This is a genomic window from Ensifer sp. Root31 (assembly GCF_001424825.1).
Classification (GTDB): domain Bacteria; phylum Pseudomonadota; class Alphaproteobacteria; order Rhizobiales; family Rhizobiaceae; genus Ensifer; species Ensifer canadensis.
This window is the reverse complement of record NZ_LMCO01000007.1, coordinates 88,238-107,805: the sequence shown is the minus strand read 5'-3', so window position 1 is coordinate 107,805 and position 19,568 is coordinate 88,238. Positions and strand designations below refer to the sequence as shown.

Genomic DNA, 19,568 nt, shown 5'->3' with positions numbered 1-19,568 from the left:
AACGCAGATCGGACAACCAAAGCCCGCGTCCGGCCGATTAAACCGGATATCTTCAAACCGCTCGGAACAACCCACGCCCCGCCCTCGTTGTCCCTTCGGGCTCGACTTTTGCCTGCAGCCAATGCCGGTTCTCGAGGATGTGCAGGAATTTGGTTGTGCGCGTCCGATTGTGTTATCATCGCTGCCGGGAGGAGAATGTCATGGAGAATTTCTTCGCACTACTCGCCGTCGTCATCGGTTCTGCCGTGCTGGGGCTTGCCCTCGCCTACGGGATGCGCCGCCAGAGAGACAGCCACCCGCCACCCAAACACGACGACGCCACGCTGAAATTCTAGGCGCTTGCGCAAAAGTGTGAAGCGGTTTTGCGATAACGACATGCGCAAAAACAACGCTGAAACCGGAGTTGACCGCAACGTCGGTCCACATGACGCAAAAGCCGCGCCCGCCCGGATGAATTAGCCGCGGCCATCAACCAGGCAGCATTGTGCGCGAGCATCAGCACCTGCTTCGGTCGACATCGTGTCGTCGCCCCGGGCGGAAATGCGCGTCAGCGAAAAGTCCGTCGCTCGAAGCTCATCACCCGCTGGGTCGTCGTCTTCCTCTGAGAGAAGGTCGATCATTTCCGCGCGGTGATATTTCGTCCCGGACGCTCCGAACTCGACAAAGCCCTCGGCCAGCAGCACCTCGACGGCCGCTCTTGAGCGACGCAGCTCCGGACGATGAAGCGCCTCCTCGAGTGCCCGGATCTCGTCAATATGAACGGCAAAATCGGCCATGTCTCACGCGCTTCCATCAGGGGTCATCGGGGACACCATGCACTCTACAGCGCCGCGCGTATTATCAGACGCGCAAAGGTCGCTGTAACACTTTGAGTTACTGCATGTTTTTATCCTTAAATCGAATAGGATTTAAGGAAACATGCAGTAGGTCACCGGCAATCCAGCGAGGAGGCGCGTCCATCGTCTGTGGGGCTCGGTTCGGCCTGGCAGCTCAAGTAAAAGCGCGCGCCGCGACCGAACGAAGCGTCTGGCAGGTCCCGAGGAAACCCGCCGATCGCAGCCGATCGGCGGGTTCTCTTTCAGCTCAATAATACGGCGAGTAGCACTGCTGCCGCGGTCCGCCATAGGGCTGGAACGAGTTGTCCCAGGCGCGGTAGGAGCGGTAGCGGTCATAGCACCAGCTGGCATGACGCTGGTTCACACCGGACTCGACGCGGCGTGGCGGAGCAGCGATCGCACCGCCGATGATGGCGCCGGCGCCGAAGGCTGCCAGCGGATACCACCAGCCGTCATTGTGGCGACGATAGCCGTCGCGATAGCCGCGGTAGCCGCGGTGACCATTGTACCAGCCATAGCGGTATCCGCCGCCATGCCAGCCCGGCCGCGGGCGGTAGCCGCCATCCCAGTGCGGACGCGGACGGTAGCCGCCGTGCCAACCTGGGCGCGGCCGATATCCGCCATGGTTCCAACCCGGCCGCGGACGATGTCTGTCGCCGCCCCATTCGCGATTCTGTACCCTGTCCATGTCACTCTGCTGCGTCAGCTGAACGGCTGCAACCGGCATGGCATTCGCAGGCGTGTAGCTCGTCAGAGCCGTCACCGCCGCAAGGATCACAATGCCTATCTTCTTCATCTCGATACCTATCCGTTTCGAACAGGCGCAAGCTATGTCCCCCTGACGTGAACCCATGGTGAATGCGTCCTTCGTCATATTATCATTTAAAAACATAGAGATATGAACGACAGGTCATCACACTCGGAAACCAGCGCGACAGCGCAGCCGATCTCGTCGCCAGCGCATCTCGCCATCCGCGGCAATCGCCATATCTTTACGAAGATGTCTTCCCTGCGCTGGTCGACGACACCACCTGAGCACTCGGCCAGGCGTTGCGGAAACGCTGCGCTCCCTCTCTGCGTGGGGTTCACGCAGTGCCGCGACGGTGTGCGGAAAAAAGTTTCGGCGAAATGTCGGCCCCGTCGTCGGCCGATCGTCATTCAGGCAGAGAGGTCGTTGTGGCTTCGTCGATCAAAGGAGAAAAGACCATGCGCGTGATAGTTATGGTGAAGGCGACCGAGGATAGCGAAGCGGGCAAGATGCCTTCGACCGAGTTGCTCGATGCCATGGGCAAGTTCAACGAAGAACTGGTCAACGCCGGCATCATGCAGGCGGGCGAAGGCCTGCATCCCTCGTCCAGGGGCAAGCGCGTCGCCTTCGACGGCGCAAGCCGCCTCGTCATCGACGGCCCCTTCACCGAGACCAAGGAGCTGGTCGCCGGCTTCTGGATCTGGCAGGTCAAGGACATGGACGAGGCGATCGCCTGGGTGAAGCGCTGCCCCAACCCGATGCCGGGCCCGAGCGAAATCGAAATCCGCCCAGTCTTCGAGGCCGCCGATTTCGGCGACCTGATCACCCCGGAGATCGCCGAGCGCGACGACCGCCTGCGCGAACGCATCGGCGGCAATTGAGAGCGTCTTAGACCGGCAATGCATTGCGGAGAGCTGGGGTTCTAACGAATCCCGGCTGTCGACACCAGCATTGAGCACGCCATCTTCCCGGGTACGTCTTTGCCGCCTGTGCCTGGCTATCATCTGACGGCAAATCCGCCGCCGCTCGGGCCTGCGCCGTCAGCCTGCTGTACCGTTTCTCACAATCGTGTGCCAGGCAACAAGCCGTTTTAGTTGTTCCTTATTTCACCAACGTGTTCTTGTAGATGATGCCGTCCTTCATGATGATCTTGAAGTTGTTGGCGGGATCGGCCACCAGGTCGATGTTGCCCAACGGGTCGCCGTCGACGAGCAGGAGATCGGCAAGCGCGCCCTCCTCGATCACGCCGAGCTTTCCCGGATAGGGATTGCGCGGGCCGGATAGCGCCAGCAACTCCGCATTAGTCCCAGTCGCCATGGAGAGCGCTTCGGCAGGCGTGTACCAGCGAACGAGGGAGGCGAGGATCGCCCCCTGCTGCTGCGCCAATGCGCGGGAGAACAAGACATCGGTGCCCCACGCCGTCTTGATCTTGTACTTCTTCGCCAGCTCGTAGGTTCTGCCGATGCCGGGCCACACCTCATCTGCCTTGGCCCGCTCGACCGATCCCTCAGGAAAGCCTTGCCGCAACAACTCGGGAAGCGGTTGCAGGCTTAGCCAGATGCCCTTGTCGGCAATCAGCTTGGCGGTTTCCTCATCCATGAGGAAGCCGTGTTCGATGCACTTCACGCCGGCGGCAATCGCTGTCTTGATCGCATGCGACGTGAAGGCGTGTGCCGCAACGTAGGTGCCCCAATTGTCGGCTATTTCGACCGCGGCCCGCAGCTCAGCCTCGGTAAAGGTAGTTACATCCAGCGGGCTGTGGGGTGACGACACGCCGCCACCTGCCGTCATCTTGACCAGCGCCGCGCCCTGCATCAGTTGCTCACGGACCCGCATGCGCACCTCGTCGGGGCTGTCGACGACGATGCTCCCGCCGATCTGCTCCATGCGGGTGAGCGGGCCGCCGATCACCCGCGGCAGGTCGGTCATCTGGCGGAAGTCTCCATGCCCGCTGGTCACGGTGATCATGGCGCCGGAGGGGTAGATGCGCGGGCCCTCGACAATACCGGCGTCTATCGCGCGCTTCAGACCGAACACCGGCCCTCCAACATCGCGGACGGTGGTGAAGCCACGCATCAGTGTGTCCGTCGCCTCGTCGCCGGCCACAAGATTGTTGAAGCCGACGTCGCCGAACGATTCTGCAGGAGTGGACCGGGCCAGCATTGCGTGCCAATGCGCATCGATAAGACCCGGCATCAGCGTTCGGCCGTTCCCGGCAATGCGCTGGGCACCCTCCGCTTCGACAGGGCTTGTCGAGATCCGAGTGATCACATTGCCTTTGACCAGTACATTCGACGGAGCCGAAAGCGAGGTCGCTCCTTTTCCATCGAAAATGCGGACGTTCTCGAAAAGCACATCATCCGCCCACGCAGCCGGGCAGGCTCCGAGCACGAGAACTGCCGCAATCCACCGCCTGCGGGACAGCAGCACCATGAAAGCTGTGCGGACACAAGCGTACACGGCTACGGCGTGGGACAAGGCACGCGTCACAAACGTGGCTTTCATCAACTCCTGCGATTCGAAAGAATTGATACACACGGCGATTCTCCAACCTTGAGGAAGGGATGGGTCGTGGCACACGAGAGAAAGTTGCAGCATCCATTGCGATGGGCCGAGGCGCGAGCCACCGCTCGTCCATGCACTTGCAAGGCCATGTTCGCAGTCAGGCCGATCGCCATTCGGCACCAAACAATATCAACGTCTGCTTTTAGGTACAAGCAGACGTTGATGACGCAAGCCGAAGCGTCGCCATGGATCATGGTTGCACCAAGGCCATCGCGGCGCGATTCCGCCTCACCCTACAGCCCAGCGCGCCTTATCAGACGCGCAAAGGTCGCTGGATCCCGGCCACAGGGACGAGGATAAGGTCAACGGGGTCACTCCCAGGCATTATCAGCAATTGCCCGGAGCCTAGGGGGCCTGCCTGAGACCGCTCCCTCGGCAACAGGCGCGCCACTCAAACCGCCTCCCTCTCCCTGGAAAGCCCGAGATGCCAGTGCAGTTCGGTCAGGCCGCGCTTCAGCCAGGCCAGTTGCGGTTCCGGCATGGTGCGCAGCACCTCGTAGTCCATGACGCAGACGTTGAAGACCGTGGTCTTCACCCGCGGCCCTTCCGGCAGCTTCAGAAGCACGCCCTCGAGCTCCATCATCCGGTTGGTCGCAGCCATTGCGGCCCGGGTGCGCTCGGTCGTCTCGCCTTCGAAACCCTTGACGCTGAACAGCGACTGCGCCCGCACGCTTGGGAAGGGAATGCCGGTCAGGCTGTAATAGCGCGCCATCTGCCGGGCATACTCGTCGCCAGCCGCGCGTTCGTGTGCGGTCAGCTTGCCGTCGAGAAACATCCGGCCGAGTGTGTAGCCGGCAAAGGGACTGCCGACATCGACGCCCTTCGCTCCTGAAAAGTGGTGACTTTGCCGTGCGGCGATGGCGACCGAGCGCACCTCTCTTTCGGTTTCGCCATGCTTGATCTGCCCGCCGGGATAGCGCGCCACATCGGCCTTGCGCGGCCGGCCCGCCTTGCCTGCCCGCTTGGCCGCGGCAATGCGGGTGCTCGCCTCGAAAATACGTGTTCGTCAGTGCGTCCATCGTGCACCGGGCCTGGCACCGCCACACCCGCCCGATGGCGACGGCGAGCAGAGACTGCAGCCCGCCACCGGCGATAGCCGGCGACCCACCAGCCGAAGCTGGCGATAGTCCGCCGCCCAAGCCACCCCGTCCCGTCGCCGCCGATCGCGATCGCCCGTGGACCGGGCCACGATCCGTCAGGCCGACCGCTCAGAGAGCGGCTCATCGCTTCGCCCTGCCCTTGTTGACCGCGTGCAGCACCGAGGTGTGGTCGCGCCGGAAGATGCGGCCGAGCGCCGGAAGCGAAAGGTCCTCCCGCTCGTCATAAACCGCCGCCATGCAGCGGTGGCGCGGCTCCACCAGCCGGCGCTCCCGGCGAACCCCGATCACATCGGCCCAGCCGATGCCGGGATAGGCAATGAGCACCTCCTCGACGATCTCGCGCACCGGTCGGCGGCTGAAGAGGCCGCCCTCGCCGTCGGCATTCGTGCCGCAGAGCAGCTGCGCTTGCGACAGGATCCGCGCTTCAGCGTCGGCAAGCGCAAGCTCCAGCTCCAGCACCCGCAGCCGCTGCGCCTTCACATGGGCGCTGAGCGCGCCGAGCAACGCGTCGGGCGTTGGCGCCTGCGGCGGCTCGCTTTCGCCGGCATTTCCGCTGGTCGTGCAGTCCGCCGTCCGCGTTTCCAAAGAATGCGGCTCGGCATCCGGCCCGCCCCTCCTGCCGCGCGCGGTGCCGACGCTGCCGGACCCCTTCTGGGCGAGCTGCTCGCCCGTCGGCATCGTCGAATATCTCGTTTCAGGCTGCATCGCTCGCCACCTCCATGGTCAAATCCATCGCCGCCCCACGCCCTGCGGGATGGGCCATCTCGCGTTCCAGCCTCACTCGATAGGCGCGCTGTTCGGTCGTAATGGTGGCTGCATCGGGAAGCCCGATCATCTCAGCCAGCACCCCGGCCCGCGAGACCGCTGGCGCCTCGCTTGGCATGGCCTTGGCCGCCTTGACCGCCGCCTGCTCGGCACGAAACTGGCGAAGCCGCACCCTCACCCGCTCGCGGATCTCGGGCGAGCGCTCAGGCACTGGCCCTGTCGGGTTCAGCGCCACGGCGAGGTCGCGTCTGCGCGCCAGTTCGGCGCGCGTCGCTGCTGCCTCGCTCTTGGCCAGCGCCGCCAGCACTGGCGGCTTCGGAATCGTGCCCAGAAGCACGTTGGCGTTGGCGGCATAGTCGCCGCGGATCAGCTTCTGCGTCGCTACCGAAAGCCCGCAAGCGGGCACCCCCGCCAGCGCATATTGGTAGACAGGCAGAAGTTTTCGGGGATCGATGCCCTGCGGCATGGTCATGCCGGCCGTCTGCATCACGTTGAGGCTGCGCAGGATCGCATCGTCGCTTGCCGGCGCCAGCCGTTCAGTGAGCGCGGTAATCTCCCGGCTCAAGGTCGAATATCGGTTTGTTGATAAGGTCGTCATTTCCAAGGTTTCCATTGAGTTCTCGCTCTATCGCTTGTCGGCATTCCCGCTGGTGGCGGGCAAAGGCGCTTTCGAGCGGCGGCGCCTGTGGCCTGTGATCCTTGCGCGGCCTTGCGGCATTGCGCATCCGGTTGCGCCAGGTGGCGAGCCAGTCGAGCTTGGCCGCGTCCCGACCGGATTTCGCCGTCCAGTAATCCCGGAATTTTTCAAGCTCCAGCTCCACCTGGGCCGCGCCGAAGCCCAGCCGGGCGGCAAAATCCCGGTCCGGCTCGAATTGCTCGGGAAGGCGCGTGGCGCGCCTGCCACCTGGCACAGGACGCCGCGGCGCAAGGGTTTGGGTGTTGTCGGGAGAGTTAATTTCTTTAGGGGGTGCGGGGGATCTTTCTTTATCAGAGAGGGGGACGCCGTCCGTCGCCGTGACGACCTGTGACGTCACGTGAGCGCGGCGGCGCTGTTGCCGTTCGCGATCGCTGGCCCGGCGTTTGTCGATGCCCGATTGCTGGCCGGCCTCCGCCGCACGCACCGCACACAGGATCATCTCCGGCGTCGCGCCGCACTGGACCAGAGCCTCGACGATCGATGTGATGCGCATCGCCTAGTCCTCGCTCGCAAGGGCTAGAGAATTTCCAGGAAAAGTACGAAGCGGTTTTCCGTCAGGAAATGCGTAAAAACAAAGAGATAGAGCGTTTGTTCGGTTCCGTTTAAATCGGAAACGCTCTAGCGCCACGCGGACGAAAACACCGCGATGCCGCTGCGGCAAAAGCCGCTGCACAAACCTGTTGATCCGGCCGGCGATGGCGCGCGGTCGAACAGGCTGGGCAAGCGTCGCCAAGATCCCGCTCGCAGACGAAAGGACACGACCATCCACCGGCACGACAACGGCAGGCACGCCGCCTCGCCGCAACGACCGGTCCGCCATGGCGCTACGGTCGTGCACGCGCCGGCTCGACCAAACGCTCGCACCCGCCACCCATCTCCGCGGCCATTTCTCCGCCGACAGGACCGACGCACAAAGAAATCTCTGCAAACTCACTTCTCGCATCACGTCGCTCCTCATGATTGTCGGCACAGGTTCGCGTCGCCCAAACCGACGATCGCTCTTCGTGCCCTGCACCTGGTCTGACTTTCCTCCGCGCCCTCGCCGGCAAGCCGTCTGAAACCCCGCCTGCAGCCTGCTGGGCGGGACTGGGTTCGGCCACGTGACCGTGGCGCTGGAGCGCTGCGCGTCCGGTATGCCCCGGCATCCACGATGCCCTGGCACCCCCCATGACGCACAAACCGCTCCAGCCTTTCGAACCCGCGCATGATCACGCACCGAGATCGCATCCGATCGTCGGGGGCATGCGTCAGAAACGGTTTGCCGGCGCCGAAATGGAAGCGAGGGGCCACCGGGGAGGAGGTGGGCAGCAGCCCCTCGCTGTGATCGCCGCTGCGGCTGCGCCCGCGCGCCGGATCGGCACGCAAGGGACGCTGCAGCCGCGCCGCATGGCACCGAAAAGATCGGGGGCAGCAGCAGGACGACGATCAGTCTCTTCCACAGCGCCGCGCGTCTTGTTAGACGCGCAAATGTCGCTGTATCCCTTTGAATTGCTGCATGTTTTCGTCCCTAATCGAATACGATTTAAGGAACATGCAGTAGGGCCTCACCCGTCGTTGCCGACGAACCAATGGCCTACAATTCCCTGGCCTCTTCCCGTTCACCTGAGGGAGGGAGCCATTCCCCACCTCGCCTTCAGCCGGCGACAGAGCCACCGACAAAGGCGATGACGACTGTCGGACCGGACATCACGATTTCCTCCTGTCTCGCCAGACCGGCGCGAACGCCTCGTCGAGCTCGCGTTGCAATGCCTCGAAGTCGAGACCCGGCAGGTCCTCCTTGCCCGGCAGGTCCCTCTTGCCCGGTGCGTCCCCCTTGCCGATCAGCTCGAGCCCCGGCGCCAGCTTCATCCGGCCCGCGAGAAGCGCCATGCCCCACCGCCTAAGCCGGCCGGCCAGCCCGGCCTCACCGACCGCCCTCCTCCTGCCCGTGCGCTGCCTGCCGCAGCCAAGCGCCGGGCTGGCAGCCCAGCTGAAGGCGGCGAGCGTCACCGAGGTGGCGGAAAAGGCTGCAAGCCCGGCGAAAACAGGATTGCCGAGAAGCGTGTCCGTCACGTGCTCAAGCATGTGCCACCTCCACCACGACGATTGCCCTTGCCCGGTTTTTCAGCCGGCGGATAACGCCGCGCTCCTCCATCGCCGCCACCATCCGCGAGATGCCGGATTTCGATGACAGACCCAGATGGTCCTTCATCTCGTCGAACGTCGGCGAGACCCCGCCCTTGTCGGCGCTGTAGCAGCGAATGAATCTGAGCAGCTCGTTCTGCCGCAGCGTCAGGCCGAGCGGCTGGCGCGTGGCGCGCCTGGTTGTCCTTGATGCGATTCTGGTGGCAGTCATCGGCTCACTCCAGCAAGCAGGCAGTCATCGTCGATGCGGCCCGCCGCGTTACCTCGTCGGTCACACCCGCCCGCGAAGCACGAGGCGTCGCGCCTGGCATGCCCGGCAAAGTGCCAGCCGGCCCGCTCCAGGCTGGAGCCGCGACCGAAAATGTCGGCCTCGTAAAGTTCGATTGACTGTTCGTTTCCGTTCATATCCTATCAATAATAGGATCGTATCGTTTTATCAAGAGGAAAAATCCTATTGGACGTAGGAAGCGGAATCTGGGATGCCATTGCCATGGATCAATTGCGGCGCCTTATCCGGGAAGCAGTCGACGCGAAGAGGACGACCTACAAGGATCTGTCCATCGCGATCGGGAAGAACCACGCCTATATCCAGCAGTTCGTCGAGCGCGAGAGCCCGCGCGAACTGCGCGAACGTGACGTGCGCACCATCACCGACCTGATCAGCGCGACGCCGGACGCGGGCGAAACCGGCCAACCCCGCAACGCCACCGGTTTCAATCCGCAGATCGTGCCCGGCGAGCAGCTCGTCGGCCATCGCGACCTGCCGATTTTCGTTGCCGCCCAGGGCGGCGACGGCCATGTGATCGTCACCTTCGATGCGGTCGAATACGTCAAGCGCCCCTCGGTGCTCGAAGGCGTCAAGGGCGCCTATGGCATCTACCTCACCGGCACCTCGATGATTCCGGCCTATGAGCCCGGCGACATGGCGCTGGTGCATCCGCACCTGCCGCCGGCGCGCGACAAGGATGTCGTGCTCTACCACGTGCCACCCGCCAACGACGCCGAGGCGATCATCAAGCGCCTGGTGTCGTTCAACGACCGGGAATGGACGCTGAAGCAGTACAATCCCTATCTGGAATTCATCGAGAGCCGGGTGGAATGGTCCTTCTGCCACCGGGTCGTGGGCAAATACAGCGCCCGCTGACGCTGCGCAGGCATCGCCCGCCAGCCGCCGCCCGGAACACCGCTCCGCAACAGCTTCAAAAGTAATAGCTTTTCGAAAATGGCGCCTGCTTGACGCTACGTCATGCGCGAGAGCAGCCGGCGATAAGGATAAAAACATGCAGCAATTCAAAGCGCTACAGCGACCTTTGCGCGTCTAATAAGACGCGCGGCGCTGGAGTGCACTGTCAGCAGCGGAGCACGCAGCCGAAATGGCACGCCGCCGAGAGGAAGCCGGCACGCAGTAAAAATCCCGGGAACCGGCGCGTGCAACGTGGCCGCCGGCAGACACGGCGCCGGCTCGCATGACAGTTGGGAAGCCTTAAGCGGCCCACCGGCGCCCAAGCGCCCGCCCACACAACGCACCCCGCCGCCTGGGACACCGGAAAAGAACGCGAGACCGACGGACAGGCCCGTCTCACGCAATTGCCGATCCGTCTATGCGGCCATGATCTCCTGCATCTCGGACGGCAGGTCGCCGCCGATAAAAAGGATGGTCGCGTCTTCGAATTCGCCGGTCGACAGATCCCCTGCCCGGCTGAATGCGACAACGCCCACCTTGGTCGATGCCAGCCTTTCGGCCAGCCGGAGCGCGTGATCGGCCCCTGTCGCCTGCACCGGAGTGTCGGCGAGCAAGGCACCCCGATTTCCCCGCGTAAAGCTCTGAACGACGAAGTTTGTGACCATGTCATGCTCCTCTCTGCCACCTGCAATGGCAGCCCTAAGCTGACTCAATCTTCCGAACAAAACAAGAACAAACAGAAGGATATCGACAGGCCAGTCAGAAAAATCCTGCCGAATATATTTTTCCTATTGATGGATAAATAGGATTTTCCCTACTATGTGACCATCAATTGAAAACGAGGAAAGCCGGATCCGGCAGCGCGCCTCAAGGCTCGTGCCGGCCCTTCCTGCTGTTTCGCCAGGGAGAAGGCATGACAGTGACATCAGTACGAGAAGGTAAGCTTGTCAGCCCCTTCACCCAGAGCCGCGAGATCATCCTCGCGGTCACCATGCTCGGGCGCGGCCATTTCATCGAGGAAAGCGATTGCATCGGCACCATCTTTGCGACTGCCGCCGATTGGCTGAGGGCCCATGACGGCGAGCACGCCACCAAGCTCATCCGCTTCGATCTCGAAGCGCTCTCCGGCGAAGACATCTCCGAGACCGTCGCCGACGCCTGGCTCGACGATTTCGATCGCACCCCTGACGATGAACACCTCCTGCCCGCCTTCGTGCGCACGTCTGAGGCGTGGGAACGCTGGTGCGCGGATTTCGAGGCGCCGGGTGGTGGCCTCCGCCAGGCCGCTCCCTTCTGCCAGCCGGGCCACGGCACGCTCAATCACCGCCAGCAGTTCGGACCCCAGCCCTGATGGATATCGCACTCGACAAATCGGCCCTCTTCGCCGCCATGGAAGCCTTCTGGCAAACGGAAGACGGCAACGACAAGGGCGTCGAGGCAGCCGTAACAGCCTATATCGAGCGCATGGGCCTTGCCCCATTCAACGAGATGGCCACCCGCAAGCGCGCCACCCTTGCCGCCGCCACTGCTCGCCAGCCTGATGCGGCGCGGCGCTGATCACTCGTTCGCATCTGTTCCACCACTTGAGGGTCGAGCAACGACCCGCCCTCATCACCCAAAATGCCAGCTCAAATACCGATCTTGGCTGCCCGTGCGATCGCTCTTCATTCCCGTCTCAGACATTCGTCCCGCTGTACGCTTCTGAAAATCCGCCATGGAAAAAGATGCGCTGGCCGCCTAAAGCTAGGCGTCGTGCCCGCATCTCGCTCGGCGGATTCTTTACGCCCTGACTCGACCACATCCGGATTCGTTGATGAAAATCAGAAGCGCCACCATCGCCGACTACGACAGCCTGGTCGCCCTCGATACGATTGCGGCTGGCGACCCCGAGCGCCGTGATCATATCAGGGCGTGGATAGAGACAGGCTGCTGCTACGTGGCCGAGACGGACAAATCCGTCGGAGCCTATGGTGTCCTGGCCTACCATTTCTTCGGCAACGGCTTCATTGAAATGGTCATGGTCGGCGCGCAGTTTCGTCGCCAGGGCCTCGGAATGGCGCTCGTCGAACATTTCAAGAGCATATGCGCAACGCCGAAGATCTTCACATCGACGAACCAGTCCAACAGGCAAATGCAGCAGCTCCTGAGCGGCGCCGGTTTTCACACAAGCGGGTACATCGACAACCTCGATGAAAACGACCCCGAAATCGTGTTCTGTTTCCGCGCCGCATAGAGCATTTCCAGGAAATGTGCGAAGCGGTTTTCCGTCAGGAAATGCGTGAAAACAAAGCGCTGCAGCGGTTCTGAGACTAGAAACACCCTTGGCCGGCCGTAGAGAGGCGTTGAACGTGACAGCCTTTGGGGGACGCTCCACGCCACGCCCTGATATTGCCGAAATCCCCCGCTTCATCGAAACAGACATCGACACGCCCATCGCGCCGGGACCGCAGATGATGCCCATCGAAACGAATCCGCCACTGCTGAACGAAGAAGACCTGCGCAATATTGCGCTCTGGGCTGCCGTTTGCGCCGAACGCGCCCTCCCCATTTTCGAGACGGAGGCCCCTGATGATACCCGCCCGCGCGCAGCTCTCTCGGCCATCCGCGCCTTTGCGCAAGGCGGTGCGCGGACTGCAGCGCTGCGCAAGCTAGCCTGGGCGGCCAATTCCGCTGCACGCGAGGCCGGCGATCCCGCAGCCTCCGCCGCCGCCCGCGCCGCAATGGCTGCCGCCGGATCCGCCTACGCCCATCCGATCGCCACCCCTCACCAGGTCAACCACATCCTTGGCCCGGCAGCCTACGGCGCGCAAGCCGCAGCGCTCGCCGCCGTCGATCCGGCCGGCATCATCGAAGCGGAAGTCCGCTGGGCGATCGCGCAGGCACCACCCGAAGTCCGGCACATCGTGCAGCGAATGCCGGCGCGCGCACCAAGCAAGGGCCAGTTCCACGCGCTGCTCTACCGGCTTGATAGGGGCTTGCGCCAATGACAAAAGTTGCGTCGCGCCCGACGGAGTAAGCGGTATGGAAACAGTAGAACACAAGGTCCCCTATTTCAGCCAATGGGAAAGCCCGGAGATGACATTGGCGGTTCTGTCGGAGGGTGCGGCGGCCCTTCACCGCGATCCGCTCTGGCGCAACTCGGGCGCTGAGACGATTGAGGAATATGCGCGCTGGGCGGTGAATGTCTGCGGCATGGCCTGCCTGAAGATGATCCTGGCCGCACGCGGCGAGTTGCACCCGATCCTGTCGCTTGCGCGCGGCTGCACCGACTATGGCGGCTATGTCGTCAACGAGGCCGATGCCTCGATCAAGGGACTGATCTACGCTCCCTTCGTGTCTTTCGTCGGCGAGCGCTTCGGGCTTGCCGCCGAAACGCTGACCAACATCCCGACGACGGACATTCCGGAGGTGCTTTCCGAAGGCCGCTTCTTCATCGCTTCGGTCAGCAGCGCCATACGGTGGCCGCAGCGCGAGCCGCCTTCAAAAGGCGGACACCTCGTGCTGGTAACGGCCGCCTCGCGCGAGAGCGTCCGGTTTCACAATCCTTCCGGCCATGACCGGGCCAATCAAGCCGATGTCGTCGTGCCGCTTTCCACCTTCGACCGTTTCTTCGCCAATCGCGGTATCGCCGTCAGCTGCTGATCTCGCACCCAGCCCAAAGAACTACCCAATAAAGGCAGGCAGCAATCATCTGCGAAAATGCTAATAATCAGGTGGGGCAGGAACAGAGGGGAATTACTTTATGCCACGCCTAGCACAATTGTATTTCAAGACAGCGATCATCTTTCTGATCATCGGCATATCGATGGGCCTGCACATGGCCATCGGCCAGGATCACAGCGCGATCGGCGCCCACGCCCATGCAAACCTTTTGGGATGGGTGACGATGGCGATCTTCGGTGGTTACCACGCGCTGAACCCGGCCAAGGCGCAGAAGCGTCTGGCGATGATCCAGTACTGCGTCTACACCGCCGGCGTCGCGCTGCTGGTGCCGTCGCTGTACCTGATGCTGACCGGCAGCCCGCAACTGGAGCCGGTGGTCGCCATCGCGTCGGTCATCACCTTCATCGGCGTGCTCCTGTTTGCGGCCATCATCTTTGGCAGCAGCGAGACGGTGACGCGGCCGACCGCGGTGCCGTCGCGCTAAAGCATTTCAAGGAAAAGTGCGAAGCGGTTTTCCGTCAGGAAATGCGTAAAAACAAAGAGCCATAGCGTTCTGCGGCTCAGTCTAAACGGGAAACGCTCCAGCGCATTTCAAGGAAAAGTGCGAAGCGGTTTTCGTAAAAAACAAGGAGCTAGCGCGTTTCCGTCTTTACCGGAACCGCGCTGGCTCGCAAAGACGCGCGGCCGTCTCCCGGTGGCAAGGCCGGGCGCTCTTTACTGAGCGCTCGCCTTCAGCACCCGATACGTCGCATTGTCGAGAGCAAGGCCGGTCTCGGTGCCGTCCTTCTGGAATCCGCGCACCGTGTTCCCGCAGGCCGTCAGCGAAAGCAGCACCGGACACACCAGCGCGATGGTGGCCCTGGACATCCTCATCTCCGTCTTGATTTGCCTCGCCTGACGAGATGACGCGCCCGCTGGTAAAATCAACGTGTCCGACAACAAAAACAAGGACTAAACCAGTTTCGTGCCGGCACCGCCCACTCGACACCTTCCGAAACTTGGAGCACTCTTAAACCTGTCGTTCGAGAGGATTTCATGATCAAGCTTATGCGAAGGAGTGGCACCCCTTTGGAGCTAGAGGCAAGCCAGGTGCTGCGCATCCGCAAGACGGATCCGCGCCTCGATGACGGTCTCGGCAACACGCTGATCAATGCCGGCCAGACCTTTTTCGTCCAGGAGGAGGCAGCGGCCGTCGCCGCTGCCGTCAAGGCCGAGCTGCCATCCCTCTATCGTTTCACCCATCGCATCGGCGCGCCGGTCTGGGTCAATGTGCACGCGGCCAAGGGGCCAATGCCGCTTGCGCCCAACCACCGCGTGCCTGGCCTAGGGTCAGCGCTGGATATCGGCGGCAAGCGCCAATATGTCCGCGAAAGCCCGGAAGAGGTCAGAAGCGCGATCGCGGCGGCGGGCGGTGATGTGCAGCCGATCCCGGACGAAGGCCTCTGGGTTCAGGGAAGAGAGACGCTGAGGGAGATCCTGGGCAGCCTCGAGGCCTGGGACGAGGAATTGACGACGCCGGAATAGGCCCGCCACCTGTCTCGCCCCGGCGGCCCTGAGCCGTACTGCCGGCCCGCGCAACCGCGCCGCTACAGCTCGCCCGTCGTATTTATTTCATCAGGCGTACCGGAATCGCCGAATCGGACCTTCCCCAGCCCAAGGTCGGCATAGTATTTACCGTACCGCGCAGTACGTTCCTTTATGAACTGCGCTTCCCCGCACCCTGAGCCATTTTGGGTGCTTGCTTGCCCCGCCATCGCGCGGGGCTTTTTCTTACCGGGCGCAGAACCTTTCCAGGAAAAGTGCGAAGCGGTTTTCCGTTAGGAAATGCGAAAAACAAAGAGACCGAGCCCTTCCAGGAAAAATGCGAAGCGGTTTTCGTCCGTCGATGACGGAAACATTTCAATCGACCTTGAAGACGGCATCGCCGGCGAAGACGATGACATATTGCCCCTCCGTCGTCGGCTCGCTTGCCCAGTCCGAAAGCTGCCGCCAATAGGGCTCGCGTCTCCAGATATCGGGGAAGTCCGGATCGACAAGCACGGTGATCTGCGGCCCCTGCCGATAGATCATCATGTGCGAATTCGCAGGATCCCATTCGGGCCCGAGCCGCTCATCCGTCATCCATAGACAGAGAAAATCGCGGCAAAGCTGCGGCCGCCGCTGATAGATCCGGCAGCCCTTGCCCTCGACGCAATTCTCACACCATTCGTTGGCCGGCTTTGCCAGCGCATCGATATCCGGCAGCCGGCAACAGAGCGTGCAGGTGCCGCAGGCGCGATCGGCAAGGAAGGTCTGGTTCATGCGCGGGTCCGTATCATCTCGCTGACGGCGGCGACAGAAAATTCGATATGTCCGCCAGTGTCGGCGCCGCAGCCCTCGTCACCTCAAACGACAACGCTACCGGCCATGAACGCCAGCACCAGGAAGATCAGGAAGACGATCAAAGCAAGATAGAACAGGATCTTGGCGATGCCCGCCGTTGCCGACGAAACGCCGGAGAAGCCGAGAAAGCCGGCGATCAATGAAACGACGAAGAAGATCAGCGCCCACTTGAGCATCGCAAATACTCCTGTTTGGTTGTCGCTACGGAAAGTCGAATCCCGGCAAAAAGTTCCCGTCCGCGTGGCATTCCCGGTGATGCGCTTTACCTCGCAAAGCGTCGGAGATACGGCCCTTGCCCTTGCGTTACTCCGCAGGCTTAGTCAGCAAACGGGGTCGATACTCAGATAAGGCTAATGTCCCGGTTCCGCCCCGCATTGTAGGATATGCCCACGGTTGCGACCCTGGGGGCGGCAATGTTTCTGCAACGAACCGAAATCCGCGAGCACACGATAGAGGTGCGGGAGTTCGTTGGCGAAGGCAGCGTCGAAATCGACGAGCGCATCCTGTTCGATGACGAGGATTCCCACATCGTTCTGCTTCTGGAGATCCTGGCCGGCGACGTCACCTTCACGCTCAGGGGCCCGGATGTCGCAAACCTGGCCAGGGATTTCGCCGATCGCGTGCGGCTCTATATCATACCCCCCGCGCGGCGGGCCTACGATGCCTTTCTGGAGATCCGCGCCCGACCCGGCAGCCGGTTTCGCGCCATCATCGCTCGCATCGGCAGCGCCTTTGTCAGTGCCGCCAGCGAGTTGTCCTGCCGCGCCTGCAAGCAGGTCTGCAAGCTCCTGGCTTCCACCGTGCTCGCCTATGTCGGCGTCCCCAACCCGGAAGATCTGACGCGGGGTGAGGTGCTGCACATCACCGCCGAGCAGTCGTACGAACTCGACGAGGGGCTCGGTCATGCCGCCATCCACGGCCCGCTGGCGGAAGGCCCGATCGGAACGTTCCTTGCCCTATTTGCCGACAACGTCAGGAGTGTCGTCTGGTCCGCATTGCAGTCCGCGCAGCAAGTCTTCGAGCCGCCCGACAGGACCTATACATTCGCCTGCAGACGCCTCGGTTGCTGCCCATAAACCGCTGAACGCCGGCGCCGTGGGCGCAACGGCGCCTCGCGGCCCGGAAAGCCGCCGCCCGCGATCGCGGCCCGACAATGGAAAGCCGGCGTCGGCGCTCGCCATTGGTCTATCATTCCAGCGATTTTCCGATTTCATTGCTACCGCATGTTTCCTTAAACCCTATCCGGCTTAGGGACAAAAACATGCAGCATTCAAAGCTACAGCGACCTTTGCGCGTCCAACAGGATGCGCGGCGCTGTAGGGCCCAACCAGCATTGCAAGACGCTGCTCCGCCCCAGACCCGGAGCCCAGCCCCGGAGCCATGAGAACTTAACGAACAGTTCCAATGAACGCACGTGTCGTCAGTCCCTTGAGAACCCTTCGATCAAACCTGTCCTTCGTCCATGATGGCCCTTCGGCTTGCGCCTACCGGGGCCATCATGGATTATCAGACGATGCTCTTTCACGCATGCGCATGCGGATCGTGGCGATGCGCCCAAACCGCCCAGGCCGACACGGCGGCCACGAGCAGCCCGAGGACGGCGTGCGTCCACATCACGCTCATATTGACCGCATAGCCGAGCACCCAGGGCGACACGACCAGCCATGCCCCAAGCGCCAGATTGGCCCACTCCTCCCACTCTGCGAAGACCGAGAGAGTAGCGTAGGCCAGCACAGCAAGCGCAAGCCCAACAATCCAGGCATTCCAAGCCGGAACGGTTTCCATGCTATACCCGATCACCCAGGGAGAAAGGAAAAGGCACACTGCCAGCGCAAGATTGCACCAATCCTGCCCTCTTTTGCCTTCCATGAAATGGTACGCCATTTGATAACCTCCACGAATGAAGTTTCACCAAGGCGTCACTGCCAGCGCGCAGTTGCACGCCCTGGATTCGAGATGGTTGTTGCAAGGTGAAACTTCAAGTGGCTGTTCGCAAAGGACGTTCTGCCCGCTGCCGCAGGAAGGCCGCATCGGAAGGCGAACCGGCGAGAGCAATGGCGATCGCATAGGCTTTTGCCGCTTCGTCCGCTTGCCCCATCCGCGACAGGAGCTCCGCTCGCGCCGCATGATAGGGCTGGTAGTCCCGAAGCTCGGCCGAAAGCGCGTCGAGCGAGCGCATCGCCGGTTCCTGCCACCCCGCCTCGCACAGCGCCACCGCCCGGTTGAGCCGCACGACAGGCGTCGGCTCCAGCCGCAGCAGGCTGTCATAGAGCAGTACGATCTGCGCCCAGTCGGATGCCTCGCCCTGAACGTGGCAGGCGGCAATGGCGGCCTTGATCTGGTATGGCCCCGGCGCGCGCCGCCGCATGGCGGTATCGATCAACCCGAGCCCCTCGTCGATCTGCCCCAGGTTCCATTTCGTCCGGTCCTGCTCGCCGAGCGGCACGGTGACGCCATCGCCGTCGACGCGCGCCAGGCAGCGCGCATGCGTGATCAGCACAAGCGCAAGGCACCCCTCGATCTCTGGATCTTCAGGGCGAAGCCGGTTCAGCAGCCGGCACAGAAACAGGGCCTCCTCGGCGAGATCCCGGCCCTGCGCCGGAGGGCGTTACTCACCCTGATCCAGAGAACGAACCAGATTGGGATGAGCAGGAGGGCGTAGAGGGAAGTGGTCGTCAGCATCATGGGGATATCCCCGGTTTGAGTTGCGTACGACCCAAGAACGGAAGCCGCCGTCGGATTTCGACATGCGTCCGAAATATTTTTGGAGGATCGGCGAGAGAGGCTCGAGCGCGGCGGCCTGTTGGCATGCCGGCAAGGCCTGAAGGTGAGGATGCAGTGGATTGCGTCTGTCGAAACGGAAGCGCTGCCGACAAAAAAGACCCCATCAACCGAACACGGCTGATGGAGCCAGACAGATCACTTGATAGTGCACGGTCAACAATAGGGCGAGATGCACCACGCCCTTACCCCTGCCCTCGGCACATAGGCGCAGAGATTCGCGGCGGCCGGGACAGATTGCCTCTCGCTACTTGACGGTCACGCCCATTGCGGGCGAGCCCTCGTTCGACCAGCACGAACACGGCTCGCCGGCCGGACCTGCGCCATAGCCGCACTGCTGTCTCGGGGTCTTGCACTGTCTTGGGCTCTTCGCATCAGCCAGCGCCTTCGCCTCGGCCGCAGTTGCAGTCTTGGCCTTCTTGCCGCTCGCAGGCTTCGCCTTGGCCTTTTCGCTCAGATGGGCATTTTCGACGCCAGCCCGGGAATCCCCGGACGGACCAGTTTCGCTGCAGGACGAAACAAGCAAGAGGGTAGCAACAGCAAACGCAATTCCGGAGAAGATCTTCATGAGATATCCGGTAATCCGACAATTGCGATTTTTCAAGATGGGTGGCGCGCGGATTTACCTCCAGAGCGGCTGGCCTTGGCCAGCGCACGGCTCCGATCGGCGCTGCGAGACGAACCTTCGCCTGACGATCGAACGAGCGGATGGCGAACCATCCGC

Annotated in this window: 25 protein-coding genes and 2 pseudogenes; 11 read left to right on the top strand and 16 right to left on the bottom strand. The window is 62.6% G+C overall.

What is annotated here, in order from left to right:
• Positions 1 to 200: 200 nt before the first annotated feature.
• Complete coding sequence (locus ASD00_RS42270; RefSeq protein WP_255569852.1) at positions 201 to 335, top strand: hypothetical protein; 135 nt, start codon at positions 201 to 203, stop codon at positions 333 to 335.
• Positions 336 to 455: 120 nt separating this feature from the next.
• Here the strand turns inward: ASD00_RS42270 and ASD00_RS09380 are convergent, their stop codons facing one another.
• Both ASD00_RS09380 and ASD00_RS09375 read right to left on the bottom strand, forming a co-directional pair.
• Positions 456 to 776, bottom strand: coding sequence for a DUF4440 domain-containing protein (locus tag ASD00_RS09380; protein ID WP_025427474.1), 321 nt, complete (start codon positions 774 to 776; stop codon positions 456 to 458).
• 307 nt (positions 777 to 1,083) lie between these two features.
• Entirely contained in the window at positions 1,084 to 1,632 is a 549-nt protein-coding gene (locus tag ASD00_RS09375; protein ID WP_025427475.1) for a BA14K family protein, read from the bottom strand.
• Between the two features lie 410 nt (positions 1,633 to 2,042).
• Here ASD00_RS09375 and ASD00_RS09370 point away from each other — a divergent pair, with 410 nt between their 5' ends.
• On the top strand, positions 2,043 to 2,465 hold the full coding sequence (locus ASD00_RS09370; RefSeq protein ID WP_025427476.1) for a YciI family protein: 423 nt from the start codon (positions 2,043 to 2,045) through the stop codon (positions 2,463 to 2,465).
• Between the two features lie 220 nt (positions 2,466 to 2,685).
• Here the strand turns inward: ASD00_RS09370 and ASD00_RS09365 are convergent, their stop codons facing one another.
• The 7 genes and pseudogenes from ASD00_RS09365 to ASD00_RS09335 all read right to left on the bottom strand — a co-directional run.
• The gene (locus tag ASD00_RS09365; protein WP_038577126.1) at positions 2,686 to 4,017 is read right to left on the bottom strand and encodes an amidohydrolase family protein; all 1,332 of its coding nucleotides are present in this window, start codon (positions 4,015 to 4,017) and stop codon (positions 2,686 to 2,688) included.
• A 523-nt stretch (positions 4,018 to 4,540) separates the two neighbouring features.
• Positions 4,541 to 5,146, bottom strand: coding sequence for a hypothetical protein (locus tag ASD00_RS09360; RefSeq protein WP_057206235.1), 606 nt, complete (start codon positions 5,144 to 5,146; stop codon positions 4,541 to 4,543).
• Between the two features lie 223 nt (positions 5,147 to 5,369).
• Positions 5,370 to 5,954, bottom strand: coding sequence for a helix-turn-helix domain-containing protein (locus tag ASD00_RS09355; protein WP_025427479.1), 585 nt, complete (start codon positions 5,952 to 5,954; stop codon positions 5,370 to 5,372).
• The gene (locus ASD00_RS09350) at positions 5,944 to 6,612 is read right to left on the bottom strand and encodes a hypothetical protein (RefSeq protein WP_225906313.1); all 669 of its coding nucleotides are present in this window, start codon (positions 6,610 to 6,612) and stop codon (positions 5,944 to 5,946) included. Before ASD00_RS09350 ends, ASD00_RS09355 begins: the two co-directional genes overlap by 11 nt.
• The gene (locus ASD00_RS09345) at positions 6,551 to 7,204 is read right to left on the bottom strand and encodes a hypothetical protein (RefSeq protein ID WP_057206234.1); all 654 of its coding nucleotides are present in this window, start codon (positions 7,202 to 7,204) and stop codon (positions 6,551 to 6,553) included. The genes ASD00_RS09350 and ASD00_RS09345 overlap by 62 nt, the downstream gene beginning before the upstream one ends.
• 1,193 nt (positions 7,205 to 8,397) lie before the next feature.
• Positions 8,398 to 8,775, bottom strand: a complete 378-nt coding sequence (locus ASD00_RS09340) for a hypothetical protein (RefSeq protein WP_025427482.1) — start codon at positions 8,773 to 8,775, stop codon at positions 8,398 to 8,400.
• 4 nt (positions 8,776 to 8,779) lie between these two features.
• Positions 8,780 to 9,046: pseudogene (locus ASD00_RS09335) on the bottom strand (repressor LexA); the annotation flags it as partial.
• Between the two features lie 243 nt (positions 9,047 to 9,289).
• On the opposite strand from ASD00_RS09335, the gene ASD00_RS09325 reads away from it, so the two are divergent.
• Positions 9,290 to 9,979 carry a S24 family peptidase gene (locus ASD00_RS09325; RefSeq protein WP_057206233.1) on the top strand — a complete coding sequence of 230 codons (690 nt, stop codon included), beginning with the start codon at positions 9,290 to 9,292 and terminating at the stop codon, positions 9,977 to 9,979.
• Positions 9,980 to 10,434: 455 nt separating this feature from the next.
• On the opposite strand, the gene ASD00_RS09320 is transcribed toward ASD00_RS09325, so the two are convergent.
• Positions 10,435 to 10,683 carry a hypothetical protein gene (locus tag ASD00_RS09320; protein ID WP_025427486.1) on the bottom strand — a complete coding sequence of 83 codons (249 nt, stop codon included), beginning with the start codon at positions 10,681 to 10,683 and terminating at the stop codon, positions 10,435 to 10,437.
• Between the two features lie 248 nt (positions 10,684 to 10,931).
• Between ASD00_RS09320 and ASD00_RS09315 the strand changes: the two genes are divergently transcribed.
• From ASD00_RS09315 to ASD00_RS09290, 6 genes are all read left to right on the top strand, one after another.
• On the top strand, positions 10,932 to 11,369 hold the full coding sequence (locus ASD00_RS09315; RefSeq protein WP_025427487.1) for a hypothetical protein: 438 nt from the start codon (positions 10,932 to 10,934) through the stop codon (positions 11,367 to 11,369).
• On the top strand, positions 11,369 to 11,575 hold the full coding sequence (locus tag ASD00_RS09310) for a hypothetical protein (protein ID WP_025427488.1): 207 nt from the start codon (positions 11,369 to 11,371) through the stop codon (positions 11,573 to 11,575). Before ASD00_RS09315 ends, ASD00_RS09310 begins: the two co-directional genes overlap by 1 nt.
• Positions 11,576 to 11,831: 256 nt before the next feature.
• The gene (locus ASD00_RS09305) at positions 11,832 to 12,251 is read left to right on the top strand and encodes a GNAT family N-acetyltransferase (protein WP_025427489.1); all 420 of its coding nucleotides are present in this window, start codon (positions 11,832 to 11,834) and stop codon (positions 12,249 to 12,251) included.
• 115 nt (positions 12,252 to 12,366) lie between these two features.
• On the top strand, positions 12,367 to 13,005 hold the full coding sequence (locus ASD00_RS09300) for a putative immunity protein (protein ID WP_200951447.1): 639 nt from the start codon (positions 12,367 to 12,369) through the stop codon (positions 13,003 to 13,005).
• Between the two features lie 34 nt (positions 13,006 to 13,039).
• Positions 13,040 to 13,660, top strand: coding sequence for a C39 family peptidase (locus ASD00_RS09295; RefSeq protein WP_057206230.1), 621 nt, complete (start codon positions 13,040 to 13,042; stop codon positions 13,658 to 13,660).
• A gap of 100 nt (positions 13,661 to 13,760) precedes the next feature.
• The gene (locus ASD00_RS09290) at positions 13,761 to 14,165 is read left to right on the top strand and encodes a hypothetical protein (protein ID WP_025427492.1); all 405 of its coding nucleotides are present in this window, start codon (positions 13,761 to 13,763) and stop codon (positions 14,163 to 14,165) included.
• 230 nt (positions 14,166 to 14,395) lie between these two features.
• Here ASD00_RS09290 and ASD00_RS09285 read toward each other — a convergent pair whose 3' ends face one another.
• The gene (locus tag ASD00_RS09285) at positions 14,396 to 14,548 is read right to left on the bottom strand and encodes a hypothetical protein (RefSeq protein ID WP_025427493.1); all 153 of its coding nucleotides are present in this window, start codon (positions 14,546 to 14,548) and stop codon (positions 14,396 to 14,398) included.
• Positions 14,549 to 14,716: 168 nt separating this feature from the next.
• Between ASD00_RS09285 and ASD00_RS09280 the strand changes: the two genes are divergently transcribed.
• A complete protein-coding gene (locus tag ASD00_RS09280; protein WP_057206228.1) occupies positions 14,717 to 15,205 on the top strand; it encodes a hypothetical protein in 489 nt (162 codons plus the stop codon).
• Positions 15,206 to 15,580: 375 nt separating this feature from the next.
• On the opposite strand, the gene ASD00_RS09275 is transcribed toward ASD00_RS09280, so the two are convergent.
• Together ASD00_RS09275 and ASD00_RS38540 are read right to left on the bottom strand one after the other, a co-directional pair.
• Positions 15,581 to 15,982, bottom strand: coding sequence for a hypothetical protein (locus ASD00_RS09275; protein WP_025427495.1), 402 nt, complete (start codon positions 15,980 to 15,982; stop codon positions 15,581 to 15,583).
• Between the two features lie 83 nt (positions 15,983 to 16,065).
• Positions 16,066 to 16,239 (bottom strand): DUF1328 domain-containing protein, encoded by a 174-nt coding sequence (locus ASD00_RS38540; protein WP_025427496.1) that lies wholly within the window; start codon positions 16,237 to 16,239, stop codon positions 16,066 to 16,068.
• Between the two features lie 237 nt (positions 16,240 to 16,476).
• On the opposite strand from ASD00_RS38540, the gene ASD00_RS09270 reads away from it, so the two are divergent.
• Positions 16,477 to 17,139, top strand: a complete 663-nt coding sequence (locus ASD00_RS09270) for a hypothetical protein (RefSeq protein WP_025427497.1) — start codon at positions 16,477 to 16,479, stop codon at positions 17,137 to 17,139.
• Positions 17,140 to 17,584: 445 nt separating this feature from the next.
• Here ASD00_RS09270 and ASD00_RS09265 read toward each other — a convergent pair whose 3' ends face one another.
• The 3 genes and pseudogenes from ASD00_RS09265 to ASD00_RS09255 all read right to left on the bottom strand — a co-directional run bounded on the left by ASD00_RS09265 (position 17,585) and on the right by ASD00_RS09255 (position 19,412).
• Positions 17,585 to 17,947: an SPW repeat protein gene (locus ASD00_RS09265; protein ID WP_025427498.1), complete on the bottom strand. Its 363-nt coding sequence runs from the start codon at positions 17,945 to 17,947 to the stop codon at positions 17,585 to 17,587.
• A 94-nt stretch (positions 17,948 to 18,041) separates the two neighbouring features.
• A pseudogene (locus ASD00_RS09260) lies at positions 18,042 to 18,641 on the bottom strand (DUF6596 domain-containing protein); the annotation flags it as partial.
• A gap of 450 nt (positions 18,642 to 19,091) precedes the next feature.
• Entirely contained in the window at positions 19,092 to 19,412 is a 321-nt protein-coding gene (locus ASD00_RS09255) for a hypothetical protein (protein ID WP_025427500.1), read from the bottom strand.
• Positions 19,413 to 19,568 lie beyond the last annotated feature (156 nt).